Genomic DNA, 22,441 nt, shown 5'->3' on the forward strand with positions numbered 1-22,441 from the left:
CTGGTGGGTGATCCGTCGAAGGCGCGCGAGGTGTTGGGGTGGACGCCGCGGGTCGGGTTCGAGGAGTTGATCGCGATGATGGTCGACGCCGACCTCGTCACCGAGGCCGAGGTGGCCGCCCGCGAGCGCCTGACCGCCACCGCGCCACCGCCGCCCGTCGCGTCGCCTCTGTCCGGCGCGTCGCCCCTGTTCGTCACGTCGCCCCTGTTCGTCGCGTCGCCCCGCCCGACCTCGTCGCCCCGCCCTGCTCCGCCGCCTCGTACCACCCCGCCATCCCGCCCTACTCCGCCGGCCGCCCGCGCACCATCCGCGGGCCTGCCGGTCCAAGGGGCGTCACCCGAGGTCAGGCCATGACCGAAGGGTCAGCCGGGTCAGCCGGGTCAGCCGGGTCGGGCGGGGGTCGGGTGGCGCGGCCGCCCGGCCAGCGGATTCCCAGACCGGCACGGCCGATGCCGCAGGTGGCCCCGGGGCCACACGCGGTGGTCGTCGCGGGTGCCCGGCCCAACTTCGTCAAGGCCAAGCCGGTCCTGGACGCCCTGGCAGCCGGTGGGTTCCGCACCACGCTCGTGCATACGGGCCAGCACTACGACGAGGCGATGAGCGGGGTGTTCTTCGCCGAGCTCGACCTGCGCCGCCCCGACCATCACCTGGCGGCGGGCTCGGGTTCCCACGCCGTGCAGACGGCCGCGGTGATGACCGCCTTCGAGCCGCTGCTGGAGCGGCTGGCCCCCGACGTCGTCGTCGTGTTCGGGGATGTGAACTCGACGCTGGCCTGCGCGCTTGTGGCGGCGAAGGCGGGGGTGCGGGCGGCGCACGTCGAGGCGGGCCTGCGCAGCGGTGACCGGTCGATGCCCGAGGAGATCAATCGGATCGTCGCGGACCATCTCTGCGCCGACCTGTTCGCCACCTCGCCGGACGCGGTGGAGAACCTGCTGCGGGAGGGCGCCGCGCCGCGGTCGGTGCACCTTGTCGGCAACGTCATGGTGGACACCCTGCTGGCCCGCCGCGACGAGGCGCTCGCTCGGCCGACCCTCGCCGAGCTCGGGCTGCGTCCCGGCGGCTACGGGCTGGTCACCCTGCACCGGCCGGCCAACGTCGACGACGCCGCGGCGCTCGACGGCCTGCTCGGGGCACTTGGTGAGATCGCGACGCGCTGCCCGCTGGTCTTCCCGGCGCACCCGCGCACCGCGGCCCGGGTGGGCGGCCGACTGCCCGCGGGGGTCCGCCTGCTCGGGCCGGTCGGGTACCTCGACTCGGTGGCCCTGCAGGCCGGCGCCCGGATCGTCCTCACCGACTCGGGCGGGATCCAGGAGGAGTCGACGGTGCTCGGCGTGCCGTGCCTGACGCTGCGGGAGTCCACCGAGCGCCCACTGACGGTCACCGAGGGCACAAACCGGGTGGTCGGGCGCGACCGCCGGGTGGTCGTCACCGCGGCGCTCGACACCCTGGAACATCCGCCGCCTCCGCGCCGTCCGGCGCTGTGGGACGGGCAGGCCGGCCGGCGGATCGCCCAGGTGCTGGCGCAGGCGGTGGCGCATCCGTCGGCCGGCGGCGTGTCCGCCGGCCCGGTGGCCGCCGCGCGATGAGGACACGATGAATCGGTTGCGTCTCTCTATGTGATTAATGGGCAACACTCTGCTCATGTCATCGAACAAGCTGGTGGTGGTCGGGCAGGGCTATGTCGGTCTCCCGGTGGCGATGCGGGCCGTCGCCATGGGCTGGCACGTCGTCGGGGTGGAGGTGGATCCCGACCGAGCCGCGCGGCTCGCGGCCGGGCGCTCCTACGTCGAGGACATCCCGGACCTCGAGCTCGCCGCGGCCCTGCGCAGCGGCCGGTACGAGCCGACCGGAGACTACGCGCGGGCCGGGGGGTTCGATGTCGCGGTGATCACGGTGCCGACCCCGCTGCGCGAGGGCGCCCCCGACCTGTCCTACATCGTCGACTCGGCCCGCAGCCTGGCGTCGCTGGTCACCGCGGGAGCCACGGTGATCCTGGAGTCGACCACCTATCCCGGGACGACCGAGGAGCTGCTCGCCCCGCTGCTCGCCGAGGGCTCCGGGCTGCGTCCCGGGGTGGACTTCCACCTCGGCTACTCCCCGGAGCGCATCGACCCGGGGAACCGGACGTGGAACCTGGTGAACACGCCCAAGGTGGTCTCCGGCACGGGTCCGGCGTCGCTGGCCGCCGTCACCGCCTTCTACGACAGTCTGATCGAGCGGACGGTCCCGGTCGCCTCGACCCGCACCGCGGAGCTGACCAAGCTGCTGGAGAACACCTTCCGCCACGTCAACATCGCGCTGGTGAACGAGCTGGCGATGTTCGCCCACGAGCTCGGCGTCGACGTCTGGGAGGCGATCGACGCCGCGTCGACGAAGCCGTTCGGCTACCTGCGCTTCACCCCCGGTCCCGGCGTCGGCGGCCACTGCCTGCCCATCGACCCGTCGTACCTGTCGTGGCGGGTGCGCCGCAGCCTGGGGCGCAGCTTCCGGTTCGTCGAACTGGCCAACGACGTCAACGACCACATGCCCGACCATGTCGTACGCCGGGTGACCGAGATGCTCAACGCCCGTCACCTGCCCGTCGCGGGCAGCCGCATCCTGCTGCTGGGGCTGGCGTACAAGCGCAACACCGGCGACGCCCGCGAGGCACCGGCGACTCGCATCGCCGGCCTGCTGGCCGATCTCGGCGCCGAGGTGCGCGCCGCGGACCCGCACGTCGATCCGGCCCGGCTGCCGGCTCGGGTGACCCTCGTCGAGGCGGGCGCGGCGGAGCTCGCGGCGGCGGATCTCGTCGTCGTGCTCGTCGACCACGACGCCTTCGACCGCGACGAGGTGGCCCGGCACGCCCGGCTCGTGCTCGACACCCGCCGCTGGCTGCCCGGCCCCGCCGACGCCCGGCGATCGGGCCCCGCCGTCGTACGGATACCGGCCCAGGCGACCCGGCACGAAGACGCCGGACTCGCCGTGGAGTCCCTCTGAGCGCAGTGCGCCTACGGGACAGGTCGCGCTGGGCAGCACGGTGACGTCGGGGCCGACGTTCCTGACCGGGATCTCCTGCACCATCCAGGCGGGCCTGGGGACCAGGGGAAGCGGGCGGGTGGGGCGCTTTGCCCCACCCGCCCGCTCGTGCGTCCGGCGCCGGATGTCGCGCGCTGGCGCCCGAACTCTCCGTGAGTGCTGTATCTCTCTGTAGTCAAGTCATGGCTGTAGGTTGAGCACGTCGTGGAGGGAGTACCGGCGAAGGGCGGGCGCCATGCGAGTTGTCGTCGCGACGGAGGCACGGTTCCATCGGGGAGGCGACGACAGGGTGCTGGCCCCCACGCCCGCTGAGGCCCACCCACACTGGTGCGGTTACCTCGGCGTCTTCGACGAGGTCGTGGTGCTCGCCCGGGTCGGCCCGGCGTCCCCCGACCCGGCGTCCCCCGACCCGGCGTCCCTCGGCCCGGCCGCGAGGGCATCCTTCCCGGTCGAGGGCAAGCGGGTCCGGGTCGTCGCGCTGCCGTCCTACCAGGGGCCGGCCGGCTATCTGCGCGCCGTGCGATCGCTACGCTCCGTGATCGCCATGGGGCTCGACCCGGGCGGCCAGCTTGCTCCCACCTCCTGGCAGCGCGCCGCGGCCGCGGGTGCGGCGCGCCGATCGTCGCCGCCCGGGCCGATCCCGGCGCCCCGGTCGCCCGCCACCCCCCGTCCCGGGGCGCTGCCCGCCCGCCCGTCCCACGTTGTGGACACCCGCTACCTGGCGGTGATGCCCGGCATGGTCGGGGCGGCGCTCATCACCGAGCTGAGCGCCCGCGGGCTGCCCTACGCCATGGAGATCATCGGCGACGCCGAAGCGGTGGCCGGCGGGATGTTCGGCCGCTGGGCGCGCAGGCCGGCGCGGCGCTGGTTGGCCCGGCGGGCCGCGGGAGCCCAGGCGGTCGGCTACGTCACCCGCGAGACGCTGCAACGCCGCTACCCACCGGCGGCCGGAGCGTTGACGGCCCACTATGCCTACGGTCGCCTGAGCGCCCAGGACTTCACCGCGGCCCGGCCGCGGGCCGCCCGGCCCCCGGTGCCGGCGACACTGGTGACGATCGGCTCGCAGGACCGCCGGTACAAGGGCCACGACATCCTGCTGGCCGCCGTCGGCCTGCTCGACGCGTGGGGGTACCGGCTGCGCGTCGTCATCGTCGGCACCGGCCGCCATCACCCCGCCCTCGTCCGCGCCGCCGGGCGTGCGGGGCTCACCGACGTCGTCGAGTTCGTGCCGGCGCTCGACCGTGCCGGCGTGCGCGCCGTGCTCGACGCCGCCGACCTGTTCGTCCTGCCGTCCCGGACGGAGGGCCTGCCCCGGGTGCTCATCGAGGCGATGGCCCGTGGGGTGCCCTCGATCGCCACCGCGGTCGGCGGGAACGTCGAGCTGCTCGCGCCGCAGGACCTCGTCCCGCCCGAGGATCCCGAACGGCTCGCCCTGCGGATCGCCGAGGTCCTCGCCTCACCCGGCATGCTCGCCGCCATGTCCGCGCGGAACCGCGCCGCCGCCGAGGACTACCGCGGCGACCGGCTGGCCGCGCGGGCGTCGGCCTTCTACGCGGCCCTCGCCGGGAACCCGCCGGCGGACGGCGCTGCGGCGCCGCCCCCCGAGCGGGCGGTGCCGGCGGTCGCGACGCCGGCCGCATCGCCACCCGTGCGGACCCCCCAGCCGACGGGGCGACGATCATGACCCCGGACCCCACGTCCGCCCTGGAGACCACCGGACGGACGGCGCCCGGGGACACCCGCGTCGATCGGCGGCCGCAGGCCCCGACCGGGCCCGTGATCGAATCTCGCCCCGTCGCCCCGGCGGCCGGCGAGGCCACCATGGCCACCCGGCCGGGGCCCGGCGACGCCGGCCGGCCCCGCCGCCCGGTGCGGGTGCTGGAGGTGCTGGGCCGGATGGATCGCGCCGGGGTGGAGCTGCGCGCGGTGAACCTGCTGCGTCGGCTGGATCCGGAGGAGTTCCGCCTGGAGTTCGCCGTCACCTCCGGTGCCTCGGGTTCGCTGGACGCCGAGATCCGCGACCTCGGTAGCGAGGTGTACTACTGCCGGGCCGACTGGCGGTTCGGCTGGCGGTTCCTGCGACTGCTGCGCCAGGTCCGCCCCGACGTGGTCCATTCCGCCGTGGCGACCTTCTCCGGGGTGGTGCTCGCGCTGGCCCGCCTCGGCGGGGTGCGCCGGCGGGTGGCCTACTTCGTCAGCAGCGCCGACCGGCACGGCGACAGCCTGCGCGGCCGGGTGCAGCGGGCGTTCGGGCGCCTGCTGCTCGACCGGTTCGCCACCGACCTCGTCGCGGTGAGCGAGGCGGCGATGCGGGGGTTGTGGCGGGAGGACTGGCGGCTCGATCCGCGCTGCCGCGTCGTCTACAACGGCGTCGAACTGGAGCCGTCCGGGGTCGCCATCGCCGCGCGGCGCCGCGCCGAGGACCTGGCCGAGGACGACCACGACGTGGTCACCCTCGTCCACATCGCCCGCCCGGACCCGCTGAAGAACCGGGCCCGCGCCATCGAGATCCTCGCCGCGCTGCGGGCCCGGTCGGTCCATGCGCGACTGCGCATCGTCGGCCGCCAGGACGACGCCGAGACCGCCAGCCTGAGCGCGCTCGCCGACCGGCTCGGCGTCGCCGAGCACGTGGAGTTCACCGGCGAGGTCCGCGAGATCCCCCGGCTGCTCGTGGCGTCCTCGCTGCTGCTGGTCACCTCGCTGCACGAGGGGATGCCCACGGTCGTGCTGGAGGCGCTCGCGGTGGGCACCCCGGTGCTCTCGGCGGACCTGCCGGGGGTCGTCGAGATCGGCCGCCTGCTGCCCGGGGTGGCGACGCTGCCGCTGGCCACGTCGGACGCCGTCTGGGCGGACACCGCCGACATGCTCACCGCCCTCCCGCCGACCATCGATCAGCGCCGCGAGGCGATGCGGCTGCTGCGCCGCTCCCCGTTCACGATGGACACCTGGCAGCGCGACATCACGGCGGTGTGGTCCTAGGCGATGGCCGTCCCCAGCCGCGGCGCCGGACCGTGCCAGTCCCGGTGGCCGTACCCATCCATCGCCGTGGCCCCCGTCCCGACCGCCCAGCCCACTCGGACCGCCCAGCCCACTCGGACCGCCCAGTCCACTCGGACCGCCCAGCCCACTCAAACCGATCGACGGCGTCGGGTGGGCGCGGCGCCGTCCCGCCGGGCGAGCGGGGTGGCGCTCGCCGGCTGCCTGCTGGCCCTGTTCGCGGTAGCGGCCTGGTCGTCGTCGTTCGCCGAGCTGACGGAGCACTCCGCCGCCCGGCTCAGCGTCGCGGTGGTCGCCGGCTGCGTGCTGCTGTGCGTCCGGGCCCAGCCGCGTGGGGTGTGGGCCTGCTCGTCGGTCTACCTGATCACCCTGTCGGTGTTCCACTTCGGGGTGGCGGCGCTGTTCGCCACCAGCACCTCCTTCGACCGGATCCGCGGTCAGTACGACTTCCGCTGGCTGGGCGTCTACCCGATGAGCCGGCTGTTCGCCGTGGCCACGCTGGGGGTCGTCAGCGCCGCGGTGGGCGTGGCGGCGATGACGTGCCTGCGGGCCATGCGCGCCGGAAGCGAGAGGCCCGAGCCCGCCGCGACCAACCGGCCGGCTGCCGTCGCGGAGCGGCCGGTCGTCGCGGAGCGGCCGGACCTGCGCGCGCCCGTCGGCTTCGTCCTGCTCGCGGTGTCGGTCCTCGGGCTCGTCACGATCGTGCTCGCCGCCGGCGGGACCGGGCTGCTGTTCGGGTCGTACGCCGCGGTCGGCGAGACGGCGTTGCGTGGCCCGCTGGTGCCCTACGTGCTGCTCGGGACGGGCCTGGGCCTCGTGCTCGCGGTCATCGGCGGGCCGAGCCGGTGGCGTACGGCGACTCTGGTGGTCTTCGCCCTGTTCGCGGTCGTGGCGCTGCCGCTCGGGCTGCGGGGCGAGGTGATGTTCCCGGCCGTCGCGGCGGCGGCGGTGGCCGCCCGCCGGCGCATCGTGGTGCGCGGGGTCGTCGTTCTGCTCGGCGCGGTCATCCTGTTGGCATTGATCGGTGGGCTGCGGGAGATCCGCCAGTCCGGTCTCGCCGCCACCCGGCTCAGCGCCGTCACCTTCAGCCCCGTCGACGGGATCGCCGAGCTCGGGGCCTCGATCCGCCCGATCGGCTCGGTGCTCGAATGGCGCGACGAGTTCGGCGAGCGCCCGCCCGCCGGCTCGACCTTCTACGGCCAGATCGACCGGCTGGTGTCCGGGCGGCTGCTCGGCCATCCCCAGCCCTCCCAGTTCAGCGATGAACGGCTGTTCAACGTGCTGATGCTCGATCGGGAGGGTCCGATCGGGGGGTCGCCGATCGCCGAGGCCTATTACAACTTCGGCGCTCGCGGCGTCGTCGGCTTCCTGCTGCTGACCGGTCTCGTCGTGGCCTGGATGGACCATGGCCGGTCCGTGCGCGGGACGGACACGGCCTGCCTCGTCCTGCTCGTCCCGTTGATCACCGAGGTGCGCAACGCCTTCGCGGCGGTGCCGGTTCAGGTGATACTCGGACTGGGCGTGCTCGGCCTGATCCGGGCCGCCGAGACCGTGGCCCCCCGCACCGTCCCCGCACGTCCGCAGCGGGATCCGTCGCGGCCCAGTCCGGTCCACCCGCACCCGCCGCGTCAGCTCGGGCAGACGCCGGCGCAGGCGGTGCGACGGCCCGGGCGGGCAGGGCAGCAGTCCCTGCCGGCGTGGGCCGAGGCGGCGATGGCGCCGGGTCCGCCGGCCGGGGGATCGTGGACGAGGGTGGACCCCGCACTGCCCCCGCCGGGGCGGAGGGTGGGCGTGATGCATCCCTACCGCGGGATCGGCCGGGTCGGTGCGGTGGTCACCGGGTGGCTGGGGCTGTCCGCCGTCGCCAGCCTGGGCCAGGCGGTGGTCACCGCGCGGATGCTGCCCCTGGGCGGTCGCGGGGCGCTGGTGGTCCTGCTGACGGTCTCCGCGCTGGGCTCGCTCGTCGGCGGGCTCGGCACCAACGTCGCGTTCCGGCACTACTTCGGCCGCGGCGACCCCCGGGTGTCCCTCGGTGACTACCTGGGGCTGTCCCTTGCCGCGACCCCATCCGCCACCGTCCTGATCACCGCGGCGTCGCTGCAGGTGATCCACCTGTCCGGCGGGGCGCGGGTGGACGCCGGTCTGGTGCTCGCGATCGCCGTCCTCGCCGCCGCGAACCTGCTCGCCGTGCAGGTGCTCGACGCGCTCAACGCCGCCGGTTTGATCGTCCTCGCCGCCGAGCTCGTCGCCGCCACCGGGCTCGCCCAGCTCGGGCTGCTGCTGGCCGGCCCGCGCCATCCGTCCCTGTCACACATCCTGGTGATCCTCGCGCTGTGCTGGGCCGCGCAGGCGGTGACGGGGGTGGCGGCGCTGGCCCGGAGGGGGCTGTCCGTGCGGCCGCGGGCCGACCCGCGGGCCTGGCGGCTGCTGGTCGTCAAGGGTGTGCCCGCGCTCGGCCTCAACGTGGGCGCGACGATGGCGTTCCGGTTCGACCGCCTGCTGGTCGCGGCCTTCGGCGGCGCCGCCGCCGCCGCCGTGTACTCGATCGCCGCCGCCACCTGCGAGGCACTGCGCCTGCTGCCCGGTTCGGTCGGCCAGGTGGTCTTTCACCGCACCGCGCGGGGCGTTCTGTCCCGTGCGGCGCTGCGGGCGGTGACCCGCAGCCTGCTCGCCATCCTGCTGGTCGCCGCGGCCGCCCTCGCGCTCGCCGCGCCGTGGCTGGTGCGGACCCTGTTCGGGCCGGGCTATGCCGCGGCGATCACCCCGATGCGCCTGCTGCTGGTCGCCGAGCTCCTGCTGGCCCCGTTCCTGGTCGAATGTCGGGCGCTGACCGGCCTCGGCCGCACCGGCGCGGCCGGTGGCGCCGGGCTGCTCGGCCTGGTCGTGTCGCTGGCGACCTACCCGGTGCTCGTGCCCTGGCGGGGACCCGCTGGCGCCGCGATCGGCAGCATGCTCGCCTATGCGCTCATGACGGCGCTGGCCCGCCGCGCGTTGCGGGGGGAGCTCGACGCCCCGCTCGCTCTCCCCTCCCCGCCGCCGACCGTGCCGCTGACCGCATCCCGCCCGTTCGGACCAGACGATTCGCGCGAGCCGGGCGGTGCCGAGCCGCTGCCCGTCCTCGGAAAGGGGATGCCCTGATGGCACCACACCCGGCGTGCGACACCCTCGTCGTCGAGCCGACCGTCCACGGCGGGCGGCTGGTGTTCTACCGCCAGGCGGCCGACGCCGCCTACTGGGACGAGCTGTGGGACGCCCAGCCCGCGGACTACCGCCGAGCCCGCGCGGGCCATCTCCCGCTCCATCTGCGCCGGGCGGTCCGTCGCCACCTGCGGCCGGGCGGCCGGGTCCTGGAGGCCGGGTGCGGGCCGGGGCAGTTCAGCGTCGCGATGGCGGCGCGGGGATTCGCCGCCGAGGCGGTGGACTGGGCGCCGCGCACCGTGGAGCGGCTGCGCGCGGCCGCGCCCGAGATCCGCGTCTGGCAGGGCGACGTCCGCCGGCTCGACGTGCCCGACGGCTGGTACGACGCCGTCTACTCGCCCGGCGTGTGCGAGCACTTCGAGGACGGCCCGCAGGAGGTGCTGCGCGAGACCCTGCGCGTGCTGCGACCGGGCGGGATCGCGCTGGTCTCCACACCATGCTTCAGCCCGCTGCTGCGCACCCTGGGCCGTGGCGGCCGGGTCGGCCGCGCCGGGGTCGGTGGCGCGGGCTCCGGCGGGGGGCCGGTCTGGCTGCCGCTGCCGGGGGCGGGGGCGTTCTACCAGTACGCCTTCACCCCGGCGGAGCTGTCCACGGTGCTGCGCGCCGTCGGCTTCGAGCAGGTACGGGCGCATCCCTACGGCGCGCTCGCCACGGCGCTGGAGTTCACCGCGGCCGGTCGGGCCGTGTCCGCCCGCGTTCCCCGCCCGCACCTGCGGCCGCTGGAGGCCGCCCTCGACCTGCTCGGCGCGGCCCACCTGTCCGGCCGGGCCTGCCTGTGGGTGGCCCGCCGGCCGGCCACGCCTCGCGTTCCGCGACCCGCGGCGGTGCCCGTCGCCCGCCCGTCCACGACCCGGAAGGACCGCTCCGCATGAAGATCGCCACATTGGTCAAGACCGGGGACGGGCCGTTGTGGATCATCCCGCACGTGCTCGCCGCGCGGGAGTCCGGCGACCAGGTGGTCGTGCTGCTGCCCGCGCCCGACCACATCGACAGCCGGGTGGCGCGGGAGCTGACGGCGCTGGGGATCGAGGTTGTCGAGAGCCCGGCTCCCCGGCGCGGCGCGTCGCCGGCCGCGCAGCTCGTCGGGATCCTCCGGCTGCGGGCGAGGCTGCGCGAGCTCGGCGTCGACATCGTGCACTACCACCTGTACGCGTCGGCGCTGGCGGTCCGGCTCGCCACCCTGGGTACCCGGATCACCCGGGTGTACATGGTCGCGGGCCCTCTCTACCTGGACAACACGCTGATCCGGCGGGCCGAGCGGGTGCTGTGCCGGCTCGACCACCTGCTCATCGCGTCCAGCGCGGACATTCGCCGGCGATACGCCGCGCTCGGCCTGCCAGCGCACCGGATGCGCACGCTGTCCTACGGCGTCGACCTGGAGCGCTTCAGCCCGGCCGACGACGAGCGGCGGCGGGCGGCGCGGGCGGAGCTCGGCCTCGGTGAGGACGAGTTCGTCGCGGTCTGCGTCGCCTACTTCTACCCACCGAAGCGGCTGGTCCATCCGGGCCAGGGCGTCAAGGGCCACGAGGTGCTCCTCGCGGCGTGGGCCCGCTTCGCCGAGCGGGGCGGCCGCGGGACGCTGATCCTGCTCGGTGGGGGCTACGGCGAGGCCGGCGAGAGCTACCGCGAGCAGGTCCGGGCGTGGGCCGCCCGGCTGCCCGGCGCCGACCGGGTCCGCTGGGTCGACAGCGTCACCGACGTCCGGCCGTTCTACGCCGCCGCGGACGTCAACGTCGTGTCGTCGTGGTCGGAGAGCTACGGTGCCGGGGGCGAGGCGTCTGCGTGCGGGGTTCCCTCCGTCGCCACCGCGGCCGGCGGGCTGCCGGAACTGGTCGACGAGGAGACCGGCTGGCTTGTCGGGCTCGGCGACGCCGTGGCGATGGCCGCCGCCCTGCAGGAGGCGGCGGCCGGCCGACGCACGCCCGCGGCCCGCCGCCGCGGTGAGGCGGCCCGGTTGCGGGCGGAGAAGCTGCTCGACCGCCGGGCGCTCAGCCACGATGTGGTGGCGGCGCTGCACCACGCCGCCCGCGTGCGGCACACGCCGCGTCGGGGGCTGCACCGGGCTTCGTCCCCGTCGTCCCCGAAGCCCTCCGCGGTCCAGCCGTCCTCGTCGCTTCCCGTCGGCCCGTCGGCCCGCCGGTCCGGGCCGGATCGGCCGGGCGCGGGGGCGCTGGTCGGCCGGGTCCGCCTGGCGCCGCTGGCGGCATTGCCCGGCCGGGCGTTGCGGGCGGCCTTCCGCACCTACCTGCTGCGCACCGACCCGGTGGGCTACGCCCGCAGCATCGGAGTGCGGCTCGGCGTGGACTGCCGGCTTATCGAGGTCACCGCCGCCACCTTCGGCACCGAGCCCTACCTGATCAGGCTGGGCGACCGGGTCGCGATCGCCGGCGGCGTCCGGTTCGTCACGCACGACGGTGCGGTCACCCGGATGCGCCGGCAGCATCCCGACATCGACGTGGTCGCGCCCATCAGGGTCGGCAACGACACGGCGATCGGACTGAACGCGATCATCATGCCGGGCGTCACGATCGGTTCCGACGTGGTGATCGCCGCCGGCTCCGTGGTGATGCGCGACGTTCCGGCGCGGTCCCTGGTCGCCGGGGCGCCGGCCCGGGTGGTGACCGACGTCGAGCAGTGGGAGCGGCGGATGCTCGCCCGGTCGGTGGGCACCGGCGCGATGAGTCCGCAGCGTAAGCGGGAGGTGTTCCTCGACCGGTTCGCGGCGGAGCTCGCGGCGGATCCGTCTGATATCGTTAGCACTGCTAATATCGTTAGCACTGCTAATTAAATGGCCGCACGTCCCCCCGGGGCGCCGTACGGTGGGATCCGGCGTCCCCGCCGCGGCGGGTGGGACCGCTCGAGCCTCGGTGGGCGCAGTCGCGTCGGCTGTGTCACAACCCCTCGGGCGCGGTCCCGCAAGGCGGGAAATGCCAGGATGGACACGAGCCGGTCGAGGATGGCCGACGCCGCGGGCGGCCCTGCGCCTACGCCAGCCGCCGTCGGCGGCGTCGCCATGGCGTAGCCGCAGGGGCGCGACCATGGTGGCAAGCCCCGCCGTCCGCGGGTGACGGACGGCGGGTCACGAGGAGGAGAACGATGGACAGCTTCGGCAGTACCGGATCGCTCGCGGTGGGTGATCGCACCTACACGATCAGGCGGCTGGACGCGGTGCCCGGGGCCGATCGACTCCCCTACAGCCTGAAGGTGCTGCTGGAGAACCTTCTGCGCACCGAGGACGGCGCCAACATCACCGCGGACCACGTCCGGGCGCTGGCGAACTGGGACCCGGCAGCGGCACCGAGCCAGGAGATCCAGTTCACCCCCGCCCGCGTGATCATGCAGGACTTCACCGGCGTTCCCTGTGTGGTCGACCTCGCCGCCATGCGCGAGGCGATGGCCGCCCTCGGGGGCGACCCGGCGAAGATCAACCCGCTGGCACCGGCCGAGCTCGTGATCGACCACTCGATCATCGCCGACAACTTCGGCCGGCCGGACGCCTTCGAGCTCAACGCCGCGCTGGAGTTCAGCCGGAACCGGGAGCGCTACCAGTTCCTGCGCTGGGGCCAGGCGGCGTTCGACAACTTCACCGTCGTCCCGCCGAACACCGGCATCGTGCACCAGGTCAACCTGGAGCACCTGGCCCGGGTCGTGTTCACCAAGGACACCCCCGAGGGCACGCTGGCCTACCCGGACACCCTGGTGGGTACGGACAGCCACACCACCATGATCAACGGTCTGGGTGTGCTCGGCTGGGGCGTCGGCGGCATCGAGGCCGAGGCCGCGATGCTCGGCCAGCCCGTGAGCATGCTCATCCCGACCGTCGTCGGCTTCAAGCTGACCGGTGAGCTGCCCGCCGGCACGACGGCCACCGACATGGTTCTCGTGATCACCGAGCAGCTGCGCCGGCACGGCGTCGTCGGCCGGTTCGTCGAGTTCTACGGCGAGGGTGTCGGCAACGTGCCGCTGGCCAACCGGGCGACGCTGGGCAACATGAGCCCCGAGTACGGCTCCACCTGCGCGATCTTCCCGATCGACGGCGAGACGCTGAACTACCTGCGCCTGACCGGCCGCCCGGCGGAGCAGGTGGCGCTGGTCGAGGCCTACGCCAAGGAGCAGGGTCTCTGGCACGACCCGAGCCGCGAGGCCGCCTACACCACCACCCTGGAGCTGGACCTGTCGACGGTCGTGCCGTCGCTGGCCGGCCCGAAGCGGCCGCAGGACCGGGTGCCGCTGTCGAACGCGAAGCAGGCGTTCCGCGCCGCGCTGGCCGACTACGCCCAGCCCTCGGCGTTCACCAACGGTGGCGCGGACGAGGCCGACGCCGAGTCGTTCCCCGCCTCCGATTCGGCGGCGGCGTTCGAGGACAAGCCGTCGGACGCGCCGATCTCGGTGAACGCCGTCGCCGGCGACATCACGAGCCGCCCGGCCAGGCCGACCTCGGTCACCCTCGCGGACGGCACCTCGGTGGAGATCGACCACGGGGCCGTCGCGGTCGCCGCGATCACCTCCTGCACCAACACCTCGAACCCGCAGGTCATGATCGGCGCGGCGCTGCTCGCCCGCAACGCCGTGGAGAAGGGGCTGACCCGCAAGCCCTGGGTCAAGACGACACTGTCCCCGGGCTCCAAGGTCGTCATGGACTACTACGAGCGGGCCGGGCTCGTGCCGTATCTGGACAAGGTCGGCTTCAACCTGACCGGCTTCGGCTGCATGACCTGCATCGGCAACTCCGGCCCGCTGCCGGAGGAGATCAGCACCGCGGTGAACGACGCCGACCTCGCGGTCGTCAGCGTGCTGTCCGGCAACCGCAACTTCGAGGGCCGGATCAGCCCGGACATCAAGATGAACTACCTGGCATCCCCGCCGCTGGTCGTCGCCTACGCGCTGGCCGGGACGATGGACATCAACCTCGACACCGACCCGCTCGGCCACGGCAGCGACGGCCAGCCGGTGTACCTGCGCGACATCTGGCCGACCGAGGCCGAGGTGTCCGCGGTCGTCGCCGACGCGATCCAGTCGGAGATGTTCGAGTCGGACTACGCCGACCTGTCCGGTGACGAGCGCTGGCGCTCGCTGCCGGTCGGCGACGGCGGCGAGGTGTCGCGGACGTTCGCCTGGGCCGACGACTCCACCTACGTCCGTCACCCTCCGTACTTCGAGGGCATGGCGACCAAGCCCGAGGCGCGCACGGACATCATCGACGCCCGCGTGCTCGCGGTGCTGGGGGACTCGGTCACCACCGACCACATCTCCCCGGCCGGTTCGATCAAGAAGGACTCGCCGGCCGGCCGCTACCTCGCCGAGCACGGCGTCGCGCCCGGTGACTTCAACTCCTACGGGTCGCGGCGCGGTAACCACGAGGTGATGATCCGCGGCACGTTCGCCAACATCCGGCTGCGTAACCGGCTGGCGCCCGGCACCGAGGGCGGCGTCACCCGGCACCTGCCCGACGGCGAGCAGCTGGCGATCTACGACGCGGCGCAGAAGTACGCCGCCGAGGGCGTGCCGCTGGTCGTGCTCGCCGGCAAGGAGTACGGCTCGGGCTCGTCGCGTGACTGGGCGGCCAAGGGCACCTCGCTGCTGGGCGTGCGCGCGGTGATCGCTCAGTCGTACGAGCGGATCCACCGCTCGAACCTGATCGGCATGGGCGTGCTGCCCCTGCAGTTCCCGGCGGGTGAGTCGGTGGAGTCGCTCGGCCTGACCGGCGAGGAGTCGTTCACCATCACCGGTCTCGCCGACGTCGACGAGAAGACGCCGTCGATCACCGTGCGCGCGGGCGACAAGACGTTCGAGGCGGTCGTGCGCATCGACACCCCCGGCGAGGCGGAGTACTACCGCCACGGCGGCATCCTGCTCTACGTCCTGCGCTCGCTGCTCTAGTCGACCTGCTCGAGTCGACCTGCTCGAGTCGACGAGTTCGAGTCGACGAGCGTCCGGCCCCGGTCGGAGCATGTGCCGGCCGGGGCCTCGCGGTCCCGGCCAGCGTGCTCCGGCCGGGACCGCGAGGCTCATCCCGCGTCGTCGCGGCAGTGCGCGCCGGGGTTCTGCTACGTCGTACCTTCTGCTCCTTCAGCGCGCCGGTGGTCCTGGGCGGTGCTGATCCAGCAGGCCATCGTCGCGTACGGCGACGTCGAGACGATCCATGATCGGGTACGTCGGCACTTCGAGGCAGGCGCGGACCACGTCTGCATCCAGGTCCTCACCACCGACCCGACCGCACTGCCTGACCAGCAGCGGCGCGAGCTCGCGCCGGCGCTGCGCCAAGCTGCGACCGCGCCCAGAGGGATCCCAAGAAACTAGCCGGGCCACGCCGCCAGCGCGGCGGTGACGACGTGATCGAGTTCGGCGTGGGTGGCGCCTTTCCGGATGACGCCGCGCGGCAGGCTCACCTGTCGAGAAACCTCGGCGCGCTCCAGGCCGCCGCGGCGGAGCTCTGCGTCGCCGCTCCGACGATCGAACCCGCCGACATCCTCGCCGCAAAGCTGCCAGGCCAGAGCACCCGGTCTGGCTGACGGGCTGCGTACGGTACGGGCTGTCCCCTTGGGTCGGGCCCGGATCGTGATGCGTTCTCGGTTACCTGAAAACTACAGACGGTGATACCTTCCCCTTGTGAGGCAGCCCCGGGCCGCCCGGCGATCGTCCGGGCGGGCCCCCGGCCGCTGGTGACGACGCGTTGCGCCAGGGGGAATCCGATGCCGCGTGGTACTCCGGAGCAGAGCGGGCCCTCCGTACCGACGGTTCCGTCGGGGTTGCCAGGCGAGCGGGTCACACCGCTGGTGCCACAGCCCAGCGGGCCGCAGCCCCGCCGCCCGTCGCTGACTGCCTCCCGGCCGGCGTCCGCCGTGTCGCGGGCGGCCGGCCCGACCGAGCGCCGCCTGCGGGTGCTGGTGGTGGTGGGCACCCGACCGGAGGTGGTCAAGCTCAGCCGGGTCGTCGCCGCCCTCGACCGGGCCGTCGACCTGCGCCTGGTCCACACCGGGCAGAACTACGACCACGACCTCAACCAGGTCTTCTTCGACGAGCTCGGCATCCGCCGGCCGGACCACGTCCTCGACGCCGCCGGGCCCACCCCCGCCGAGACGATCAGCCGGCTGATCTCCCGGCTGGACCCGATCCTCGCCGCCGAGGCCCCCGACGCCGTGCTCCTCTACGGCGACACGAACACCTGCTACGCCGCGATCGCCGCCAAGCGTCGCCGGATCCCCGTGTTCCACCTGGAGGCCGGCAACCGCTGCTTCGACCAGCGGGTCCCGGAGGAGATCAACCGGCGGGTCGCCGACCAGCTCAGCGACGTCCACCTGGCCCTGACCGAACGGGCCCGCGGGCACCTGCTCGCCGAGGGACTGCCCGTCCAGCGGATCTTCGTCGTCGGCTCCCCGGTCAAGGAGGTGCTCACCCACTACGCCCCGCTCATCGACACCTCGGCGGTGCTGACCACCCTCGGCGTGCAGGCGGGGCGCTATCTGCTCGCCAGCGTCCACCGCGAGGAGAACGTCGACCGACCCGAGGCGCTGTCGGCCCTGCTGGAGACCCTCAACCGGCTGGCGGCCCGCTACCGGCTGCCGGTGATCGTGTCGACCCATCCCCGGACCCGCGACCGGCTCGGGTCGCTGCGCCGCTCCGGGCGGGCGCCCCTGCTCGACGAGCGGGTCCGCTTCTGCCGGCCCTTCGGCTTCTGCGACTACATCGCGCTGCAGCGGGCCGCCCTGTGCGTGCTCTCCGACAGCGCCACCCTGACGGAGGAGGCCTCCCTCGTCGGCTTCCCCGCCGTGCTCGTCCGCGAGGCGCACGAGCGGCCGGAGGGCATGGACCGCGGGGTGCTCGTCGCCAGTGTGCTGCGCCCGGAGCGGATCCTCGATGCCGTCGAGCTGATCGTGCGGGAGGCCGAGAGCGACCGCCGTCCGCGGGTCGTCCCCGACTACGACGCCGACGACGTCTCCCGCCGGGTGGTGCACATCATCGTCAGCTACGTCGACCACGTCCGGCGGACCGTCTGGTACGGCGACACCGGCTCCAGCGCCGGGCCGAACCCCGCCGCCCCCGCCGCGACCGCGGACAGCCGCTGACCACAGCTCAGACACAGATCAGGGATCACCGTCAGGGATCTCCCCGACGCGCCGACCGGCCTTCGGTTCGCAGACTGCGAGCGCAGCTACTGGAACCGATCGGGGAGGTCGACCGGCATGCCCGGATTCTGGGACGCCACCATCAAGGCCGTCTACGCGGCCGACAGCGGCACCAACGACACCATCAATGTCATCGACATCGGTAAGGCGTTCGACGTCGTCGCCGATGTCGAGGTCGGCGGCGGCATCATCTCGTTCGGCGGGGCCGACTACCTGCTGAGCGTGGTCATCCGCAACCAGAGCACGTTCTCGGTGGTCTTCACCGCCAGCACAGGGGCTCACCTGCCGATCACGAAGGGGCAGACCTCGCAGACGGTCAATGAGCAACTGCGGCTGCAGGTCCCGGGCCCGTGGAACGCCGACGACGGGGACGTGCTCGACGTCCTCGCGACCTTCAAGGTCACCTCGGGGAACTTCGTCAACATCACGACGGTCACGGGTTCGGCGTTCCTCACCACGTCCTGACCGCGGCCGTGTCCCCGGGCTCGAACCGGCCCGGGGACACGGCCGGCACTGCCTGGTGGCCCCGGCGGGTGATCCCGTCGGGGCCACCGCCGTGTGTCAGGACCTCTCCAGCAGGCGGGCGAGCACCCGATGCGTCTTCGTGTCGGCCTCCGTCTCGATGGCCAGGCCGCGCACGCCCGCCGTTCCCCCGCCCAGTCGGCTTCCAGGCGGAACGTCTCCCCGCCGCGGCGGTGCGTGCCGAGCCATTCCGGACTCAACCGGGACCGGCGCGCTGGCCGCAGTTTGACAGTCGAATCGTCGCGGTCCCGCTCAAATCCGCCATACTGACGTATTCGTAGGATGATGCCGTCGTCGAACGGTGCTATTCCGTCGCATTCCTCGGTGGCGACGGGATCCACGCAGAAGAAAACGTGGCGCCGCGCGCCCGAGGTGGTGGGCAGGATCAGCGCCCGCCGGGCGGCGGCTCGGGACCCTGTCAGGGTCACCTTGGCCTGGACGCAGTCCAGGTGGTGGCGAGGATCCATCACTGCTCTCGACGGGTTGTCGGCCGTGTTCGTCGACCGCGGTCATCCGCGGGCAACACAGGAGAGGAACTCCGCGCTCCCACGACGGCCGAGTCGGCGGGCATGCCCTAACGCTGCTACCCCTTCCTCCCAGGTCAACACCCGGATTTCCGGGCGCGTGTCGGGGAGTTTCCGAAATGGCATCCGGATGGCCGTCACCGGCTATCCGAAAAGCCCTTTCCGGCATTCCCGGGCACGGCAGGATGGTGGCTGCGGACAGGACGTCGCGGGGGGAGGACGGCCGTGATGGAGGTCGTGGAGACCGCGGCCGGGGATGCCTCCGGCCGACGCCTGCTGGTCGGTCGGCAGCGGGAACGCCGCCTCATCGACGGACTGCTGGCGGCGGTGACGCAGCGCGGTGGTGCCCTCCTTCTGCGAGGCGAGCCCGGGGTCGGCAGGAGCACTCTGCTGCGGTACGCCGAGTGGCGATCCGCCGCTCGCGTGCTGTGGCTGCGCGGGGTCGAGTCGGAGTCCGCGCTCCCGTTCGCCGCGTTGGCCGATCTCGTGTTGCCCCTGCGGGAGAACCTGCGGGAGCTCCCCGACGCGCAGCGGGCCGCATTGGAGATCTGCGTCGCGCTCAGCGAGGGTTCGCCGGCCGGCCCATACGCCGCCTGCGCGGGGACACTGAGCCTGCTGGCCGCGGCGGGGGAGGACCGCCCGCTGGTGCTGCTCGTCGACGACCTGCAGTGGGTCGACCCGGCGTCGCGACAGGCGTTGCTGTTCGTCGCCCGCCGGCTCGCCTCGGAGCGGGTGGCGATGCTGCTGACCGTCTGCTCGCAGCCCGCCTCGGTGGGAGAGGAGAGCGGATTGCCCGCGGTGGAGGTCACCGGGCTGTCGATCCCGGACTGCGTCGACCTGCTTGCCGCCCATGGCGTGCGGATTGCCCGGCACGTGCTCGCCGACCTGGTTGGTCGAGTCGGCGGGAACCCGTCCGCGCTGCTCGACGCGGTGGCGTCCCTGCGGGCGGCCCAGCTCAGCGGGCAGGTGCCCGTCGACGAGCTGCCCCTGCCCGGCCGAAGCTGGGAACGGGGCTGGTCGCAGCGACTCGACGCCCTGCCCGAGGCCACCCGCGCCGCCCTGGTGGTCCTCGCGGCGGGCAACGCGGTGCCGGTCGTGACGCTGGAACGCGCCCTGACCGCGGCGTGCGGCTCGCTGGCCGACCTGGACGCGGCGCACGACGCCGGCCTGGTCCGCACAACGATCCCCGCGATCCCCGCGATCCCCGCGACCCCCGCGACCCCCGCGACCACTGTGGTCGGCGACCCGGAGTGCCGGCCTGCGCGGGCAGCGGTGGACACCCCGCCCGCCGAAGGCGGGTCGGGGCTGGCGTTCGCCCATCCGCTGCTGCGTGCGGTCGTGCTGCGCCGGGCCACCCCCGCCGCCCGGCTGCGGGCCTACCGGGCGCTCGCCGAGGTCTGCGACGGCGACGCGGCCGTGTGGTACGCCGCCGCGGGGGCCGAGGGCCCGGACGACCGGGTCGCCACCGCGCTCGCCGACGTCGCGGTCCGCACCCGTCGACACGTCGGCTACGGAGCGGCGGCCCGGGCCTGGCACCGCGCCGCTGAGCTGACCCGCCCCCGCGAGGTCCGCGTCGACCGGCTTCTGCGCGCCGCCGCCGACGCGCACCTCGGCGGCCTGGCACTCGAGGCCGGTTCCTGGGCCGAGGAGGCGGCCCGGCTCGCCGGTGACGCCGCCCTGCGGGCCGATGTGGAGCTGCTGCGCGGCCGGGTCCTGACCTGGTCCGGCCACCCCACCCGGGCGCACGAACAGCTCGTCCGCGCGGCCGAGTCGGTGATCGACGTCGCCCCCGACCGGGCCGGCGCACTGCTGGCCGAGGCCGTCCTGCCCGCCCTGATGGACGGTCGCATCACGATCGCGTTGCGGGCCGCCCAGCGCAGCCGGCGGCTCGGCGCTGGCCGGTCCGGGCACGCCCTGCCCCAGGCGGTGCACCGCGGCCGCGCCTTCACCCTCGCCGGCATGATCGGCGAGGCGAACGCCTGCCTTCAGTCCGCCGCCGGCCCGCTGGGCGCCGCCGACGACGTGGCCGATCAGCAGGCGTTGACCCTCGCGGGACAGACGCTGCTCGACGTCGAGGAGGACCGGGACGCCGTGCGGCTGCTGTCCGCGGTGGTGGACGCCGCCCGGCGCGCGGAGGCCCCGGCGATGCTGCCCTACGCCCTCGCGGTGCGCTGCGAGCTGGAGGGCTGGCGCGGACTGTGGGCGGCCGGCTATGCCGACGGCGTCGAGGCCGTGCGGTGGGCGGAGGAGTTCGGCCAGGTGGGCGCGCTGGGCTTCAGCCTGGTCATGCTCGCCCGCATCGACGCCGCCCGGGGGGATCGCGCGCGGTGCGAGCAGCGCATCGACCGGCTGCGCACGGAGATCGGGCCGTACGGGATCGGCATGCTCGACATGCACGCCGACGGGGCACTCGGCCTCGACGCGGTCGGTCACGGCGAGTACGACGTGGCCACGCTGACCCTCGCCGAGGCCTGGGACCGGGCGCGCGAGCGGGGGCTCGGCAACCCCAACGCGATCCCGATCGCCGGCGACCTCGCCGAGGCCCACATCCGCGCCGGGGAGCATGAGCGGGCCGCCGCGGTCGTGGCCTGGCTCGTCGACCGGGCGCGAGCGACCGGGCTCGCCTGGCCGGCCGCAGTCGCGGCCCGCTGCCAGGGGCTGATGGCCGAGGGACTGGCAGCGGCCGAGGCGGCGTTCGCCGACGCCGAGCAGGCGCACCGCCGCCGGTGGATGCCCTTCGAGGAGGCCCGTACCCGGCTGTGTCACGGCGAGGTACTGCGCCGCCTGCGCCGCCCCTCCGCGGCCCGGGTGCCGTTGCGGGAGGCGCAAGTGGCCTTCGAGTCGCTGGGGGCGCGCCCCTGGGCCCGGCGCGCGAGCGCCGAGCTCATCGCGACCGGGGACCGGGCCAACCGGGCCAGCCGGGCCAGCCGGGCGGCGCCCGCCCGGCTGGCGGAGCTGACCCCGGCCGAGCTGCAGATCGCCCGGCTGGTCGGCGCGGGGATGAACAACCTGGAGGCCGCCGCCGCTCTGTTCGTCTCCCGTAAGACGGTCGAGACCCACCTGACCCGGGTGTATCGCAAGCTCGGGATCCGTTCCCGCAGCGAGCTGGCCCGAGCGCTGCTCGACGCGGGCATCGACGACGGACTGCCGCAGCAGTGACCAGCTCGCCCCAGGCCGCCCGCGGCGCGGGCGAGGCGGCCGGTCGGCGGCCCGCGAACCGGATCAGTCGCGGTCGGCCGGGGGGTCCTCGGCGAGCAGGTCCGTGAGCGGGCCGAACAGCGCCGGCGGGGCGGCGACGGTGAGGTCCTCGGTCGCCGGCCGGCCGTGCAGCCCGCCGACCCGCAGGCCCGCCTCGGCCGCGACCAGCCCGCCGGCGGCATGGTCCCAGGGCTTGAGGCCGCGCTCGTAGTAGGCGTCGACGAGGCCGCCGGCGGCGGCGCACAGATCCAGCGACGCCGCGCCCATCCGGCGGATGTCGCGGACCCGGGGCACCACCCTGGTGAGCACCGCGGCCTGGGCGGCGCGGCGGGACTCCAGGTAGCCGAAACCGGTCGCGACGAGGGCGCCGGCCAGGGTCGTCACCGTCGACCCGGTCAGCGCCGTGCCGTCACGGAAGGCGCCGCCGCCGCGGACGGCCGTGTAGGTCGCGCCCATCGCCGGGGCGTGCACCACCCCGGCGACGACCTCGCCGTCGACCTCCGCGGCGATCGACACCGCCCAGTTCGGCAGCCGATAGAGGAAGTTCACCGTGCCGTCGAGCGGATCGACGATCCAGCGCACGCCGGTCGACCCGGCGGAGTCGGATCCCTCCTCGCCGAGCAGGCCGTCGCCCGGACGCAGCTCGCCGAGCCGGCGGGCCACCAGGGCCTCGGAGGCGCGGTCCAGGGCGGTGACCACGTCGGTGGGGGAGGACTTCGTCGTCTCCGCGGCGACCGCGCCCTCGCGGCCCCGAGCGAGCAGCTCGCCGGCCTCGCGGGCGATCGTCAGCGCGACGTCGAGCAGGATGTCCGGGTCTGGCAGGTCGCTCATCGGTCGGCGCTCCGGGGCTCGGGCTCT

General features: G+C 74.4%; 14 protein-coding genes and 1 pseudogene. 14 read left to right on the forward strand and 1 reads right to left on the reverse strand.

Features of this window, described 5'->3' with window-relative positions; genetic code table 11:
- The 14 genes and pseudogenes from FF36_RS38905 to FF36_RS24305 form a co-directional block, all read left to right on the forward strand.
- Positions 1 to 354 (forward strand): annotated as a pseudogene (locus FF36_RS38905) (hypothetical protein); the annotation flags it as partial.
- Positions 355 to 449: 95 nt separating this feature from the next.
- A complete protein-coding gene (gene wecB, locus FF36_RS24245) occupies positions 450 to 1,586 on the forward strand; it encodes a non-hydrolyzing UDP-N-acetylglucosamine 2-epimerase (protein WP_044887478.1) in 1,137 nt (378 codons plus the stop codon).
- 55 nt (positions 1,587 to 1,641) lie between these two features.
- The gene (locus tag FF36_RS24250; RefSeq protein ID WP_044887502.1) at positions 1,642 to 2,979 is read left to right on the forward strand and encodes a nucleotide sugar dehydrogenase; all 1,338 of its coding nucleotides are present in this window, start codon (positions 1,642 to 1,644) and stop codon (positions 2,977 to 2,979) included.
- A 274-nt stretch (positions 2,980 to 3,253) separates the two neighbouring features.
- The gene (locus tag FF36_RS24255; protein ID WP_044887479.1) at positions 3,254 to 4,702 is read left to right on the forward strand and encodes a glycosyltransferase; all 1,449 of its coding nucleotides are present in this window, start codon (positions 3,254 to 3,256) and stop codon (positions 4,700 to 4,702) included.
- On the forward strand, positions 4,699 to 5,997 hold the full coding sequence (locus FF36_RS24260) for a glycosyltransferase (RefSeq protein WP_044887480.1): 1,299 nt from the start codon (positions 4,699 to 4,701) through the stop codon (positions 5,995 to 5,997). The genes FF36_RS24255 and FF36_RS24260 overlap by 4 nt, the downstream gene beginning before the upstream one ends.
- Positions 5,998 to 6,168: 171 nt before the next feature.
- Positions 6,169 to 9,153, forward strand: coding sequence for an O-antigen polysaccharide polymerase Wzy (gene wzy / locus FF36_RS40125; protein ID WP_199865486.1), 2,985 nt, complete (start codon positions 6,169 to 6,171; stop codon positions 9,151 to 9,153).
- Positions 9,153 to 10,085 (forward strand): class I SAM-dependent methyltransferase, encoded by a 933-nt coding sequence (locus tag FF36_RS31725; protein ID WP_052681391.1) that lies wholly within the window; start codon positions 9,153 to 9,155, stop codon positions 10,083 to 10,085. The genes wzy and FF36_RS31725 overlap by 1 nt, the downstream gene beginning before the upstream one ends.
- Entirely contained in the window at positions 10,082 to 12,001 is a 1,920-nt protein-coding gene (locus tag FF36_RS24275; protein ID WP_044887504.1) for a glycosyltransferase, read from the forward strand. The genes FF36_RS31725 and FF36_RS24275 overlap by 4 nt, the downstream gene beginning before the upstream one ends.
- Before the next feature lie 308 nt (positions 12,002 to 12,309).
- Positions 12,310 to 15,093: an aconitate hydratase gene (gene acnA, locus FF36_RS24280; protein ID WP_044887482.1), complete on the forward strand. Its 2,784-nt coding sequence runs from the start codon at positions 12,310 to 12,312 to the stop codon at positions 15,091 to 15,093.
- 213 nt (positions 15,094 to 15,306) lie between these two features.
- Positions 15,307 to 15,513 (forward strand): hypothetical protein, encoded by a 207-nt coding sequence (locus tag FF36_RS24285; protein WP_044887483.1) that lies wholly within the window; start codon positions 15,307 to 15,309, stop codon positions 15,511 to 15,513.
- Between the two features lie 32 nt (positions 15,514 to 15,545).
- Positions 15,546 to 15,725, forward strand: coding sequence for a hypothetical protein (locus FF36_RS24290; RefSeq protein WP_044887484.1), 180 nt, complete (start codon positions 15,546 to 15,548; stop codon positions 15,723 to 15,725).
- Positions 15,726 to 15,989: 264 nt separating this feature from the next.
- Positions 15,990 to 17,279 carry a non-hydrolyzing UDP-N-acetylglucosamine 2-epimerase gene (gene wecB / locus FF36_RS24295; protein ID WP_236705548.1) on the forward strand — a complete coding sequence of 430 codons (1,290 nt, stop codon included), beginning with the start codon at positions 15,990 to 15,992 and terminating at the stop codon, positions 17,277 to 17,279.
- A gap of 117 nt (positions 17,280 to 17,396) precedes the next feature.
- Complete coding sequence (locus FF36_RS24300) at positions 17,397 to 17,804, forward strand: hypothetical protein (protein WP_044887486.1); 408 nt, start codon at positions 17,397 to 17,399, stop codon at positions 17,802 to 17,804.
- 809 nt (positions 17,805 to 18,613) lie between these two features.
- The gene (locus tag FF36_RS24305; RefSeq protein ID WP_044887487.1) at positions 18,614 to 21,544 is read left to right on the forward strand and encodes a helix-turn-helix transcriptional regulator; all 2,931 of its coding nucleotides are present in this window, start codon (positions 18,614 to 18,616) and stop codon (positions 21,542 to 21,544) included.
- Positions 21,545 to 21,607: 63 nt separating this feature from the next.
- Here FF36_RS24305 and FF36_RS24310 read toward each other — a convergent pair whose 3' ends face one another.
- Positions 21,608 to 22,414: an inositol monophosphatase family protein gene (locus tag FF36_RS24310; protein ID WP_044887488.1), complete on the reverse strand. Its 807-nt coding sequence runs from the start codon at positions 22,412 to 22,414 to the stop codon at positions 21,608 to 21,610.
- Positions 22,415 to 22,441 lie beyond the last annotated feature (27 nt).

Origin of the sequence: Frankia torreyi (genome assembly GCF_000948395.1) — a bacterium.
GTDB lineage: Bacteria > Actinomycetota > Actinomycetes > Frankiales > Frankiaceae > Frankia > Frankia torreyi.